The sequence below is a fragment of the Brevibacillus soli genome, from assembly GCF_044759095.2.
Lineage (GTDB): Bacteria > Bacillota > Bacilli > Brevibacillales > Brevibacillaceae > JBIYSM02.
The window spans coordinates 1-2202 of the sequence record NZ_JBIYSM020000094.1 but is presented as its reverse complement, the minus strand read 5'-3'; the positions used below and the strand labels follow the sequence as shown (position 1 = coordinate 2202).

At 49.5% G+C, this 2202-nt stretch carries 3 protein-coding genes; 1 reads left to right on the top strand and 2 read right to left on the bottom strand.

All coding sequences use genetic code 11. From position 1 onward, the window contains the following. Positions 1-58: 58 nt before the first annotated feature. Positions 59-805: a DUF5937 family protein gene (locus ACE99V_RS20240; RefSeq protein WP_400492999.1), complete on the bottom strand. Its 747-nt coding sequence runs from the start codon at positions 803-805 to the stop codon at positions 59-61. 91 nt (positions 806-896) lie between these two features. Next, positions 897-1046 carry a small acid-soluble spore protein P gene (locus ACE99V_RS20235; protein ID WP_400492998.1) on the bottom strand — a complete coding sequence of 50 codons (150 nt, stop codon included), beginning with the start codon at positions 1044-1046 and terminating at the stop codon, positions 897-899. Between the two features lie 226 nt (positions 1047-1272). Between ACE99V_RS20235 and ACE99V_RS20230 the strand changes: the two genes are divergently transcribed. After that, positions 1273-2166, top strand: a complete 894-nt coding sequence (locus tag ACE99V_RS20230) for a hypothetical protein (protein WP_400492997.1) — start codon at positions 1273-1275, stop codon at positions 2164-2166. Positions 2167-2202: the final 36 nt, after the last annotated feature.

Sequence of the window (2202 nt, the reverse complement as noted above, 5' to 3'; positions counted from 1 at the left end):
CTTTCCGGAACGCATAAAAAGTTTCCTCTAACGAAGAACCAGCTTCTTCGAGAGGGCTTCAATCGAAGCTTTTTTTACGATTGCAGTTGGTATGATAGACGAGGTGGGCAGTGAATTCCTTGCACACGAGCGAAGGAGACTGGACGTGAAAGTGGCTCGGATACAAAATGAGCTGGCGAATTTGTTGGGAGCCTTTCCCGTTATCCAGCTCGAGCCGGTTCAAATCAGAGTTGTACCGAAAATCCGGGAGAATGCCGTTCAACAAACGACCAACCTTCTCGCCGCTGACCAGGGCCTGCTCGATCCGCTCTGCTTCCCTGACAAATTGCGGGGCAATTTCTTCCCACTTGGCCTCGAAAAAAAGCTGCCAATAAGACGAGATGAACAGACTGAAACGGCTTTGCACAAACTCTGGGTCGCTCATGAGGTCGTGACAAATCGGCTGTGTGTCTTCCTGATTTTGCAGCGCTTCCATCGCCGTTTTAAGAGATTGGCAAAACTGATCAATGGGGAGGGTGACGAAATAGTCATACTGATCGTCCACCGCCATAATTCCTTTCGTGTGGAACGGATCAAAGGAATCTGGAATCTGGAAGCGAAATACCGGGGCAAAATACTGCCACTCCGTTGACAGCCGTGCTGTCTGGAAAGCACGCAATGTTTCTTCCGTCCACTTTTTCAATGGTTCGGGTGAAGAGGGTTGAGCCAGCATATGAAGGCTGGCTGCCAGTTCAAACAACGGGGAAACGCTGTATGTAATGACATCGCGAAGCGGAATGTGATCCAATAAGGGAAGAATGATCATGGGTGGATAACCTCCATCATGCATGCTTCTTCCATCATACGCATCATTGTGGGACAATTCAATGAAAACTGAGAAAAGCTAGGAATGAATCCTAGCCTTCTCGTGTTTGGATCTGTCTGGAGTGGTTTTCCTGTTTTACCTTTTTCGAACCCGGCATCGGCTCGCCCGTCTGTTCCATCGGTTCGTTCCGGTTGTTGTACGCTTTGTGCGGATTTTCGTTGAGAATATTGTCCTTCCTCATGGTCCATCAACTCCTGTTTGAAGCGTAGAGCCCAATCCGGTGAAGCAATCGTGAAAGCCGGTCGGGTCTTCTTAGCTTGTGTGAGCTGGGGGTGACTAACCATAGGAATTATTGGTATTCTATCTGATATTGGGAACGACCCGTCAGGCCGACCGCAAGATATCAGTCGGTCATTCCAATTGGTTTACATAATAAAAATTATGGTAACAAAACAGGAGTGACACACATGCCGCTGCTCATTGCCCCTGTATTTAATTCCGTATCGCCGGGCCCGCTGCGATTGGAGCTTCCCAACGGTTTTTACCTGGTCTCAGGAAACGAAAAAATGTATCGTCTGGCCGAGCGTTTTCTGCGCAACGAGATGAATGAAAACCGACACTTTTTTGACAAGCGTGTTGAGGAAAACAGCTTGTTTGTCTGTGCCGATACCCCGCATATGAAACTGAAGGATGAACGCGCCATGGTAGAGGAGCTTGAAAACAAGCTGAATCTGGCGTCGCTGGATGGCATTTGCTCCATCCCGTACGTCATTACGGCAAATCCGCCCACCTACGGAATCAACTACCTGAAGCGGTCGCTCGAAGGGCCGCAGCTGAAATTCAGCGGACAGACACGGGAGGTGTTCCAGTCCCTGATCAGCGTCAACCGACCTCTCCCGACACTTGCTTTTCGTCGCTACATGCTGTCATTGGAAAAAGAGAACATCGAGGATCAGCTGCTTGATCTGTGGATTGCGCTGGAATCCCTGTTCGTTCCTGACGGGAAAAAGGGGGAGATCACGTTCAAGTTGCGGGTGCGAATGGCCTATTATTTTGGCGAGACCTTCGCGGAACGGAAGCGAATTTCCGACTTCATCAAATCATCCTACAACCACCGTTCGGAAATTGTCCACAGCGGCAAGCAGTTTGACAGCGTGCTGGACCAGGAAGTGCTGCTCCTGAGGCGAATGGCCCGGGCAGCGATCCTGAACATCGGAATGGAGGGGATTAGCCTGCAGGAAATGCGCGTGCGTCTGGACGAATTGCTCCTGACCGGAAAAAGTTATACGCAGCAATACGAGCCCGCTTTTTTTGAAAGGGTGTCAATAGTCTGTGAAAATGTCACCTTATCTGTTCAGTGAAAATGTCACTTGAATATCAAATAAAGTGCCCCAGTG